This window comes from Fulvivirga sp. M361 (genome assembly GCF_007097395.1).
Taxonomy (GTDB): domain Bacteria; phylum Bacteroidota; class Bacteroidia; order Cytophagales; family Cyclobacteriaceae; genus Fulvivirga.
Genome location: NZ_VKDC01000145.1, coordinates 1 through 249, shown reverse-complemented (window position 1 = coordinate 249; position 249 = coordinate 1). Strand labels below are relative to the sequence as shown.

General features: G+C 45.8%; 1 protein-coding gene. It reads left to right on the top strand.

Annotation, left to right across the window (positions count from 1 at the left end; genetic code table 11):
- A partial coding sequence (locus FNH22_RS31885) for a transposase (protein WP_143402586.1) occupies positions 1–249 on the top strand: 249 nt, incomplete at both ends.

The following is a 249-nucleotide window of genomic DNA, read 5'->3' as shown; positions in this document are numbered from 1 at the left end:
CTCCCCGAGCGGGTCATTGACAAAGGGATTCCTTCTGATGGGTTGATCGCCCAGATGATACTGGACAAATATGTATATGGTTTACCATTACATCGTCAAATAAGCAAGTATCGCAGGTTGGGCGTGAATCTACCGGCTTCTACTGCATCAGATTGGATCATTAAAGGATGGAAACACCTGGTTCCTTTATGGGAACTACTCAACCTGTTGATCGCTAACCAAACTTACGTGCAAGTCGATGAATCCCCG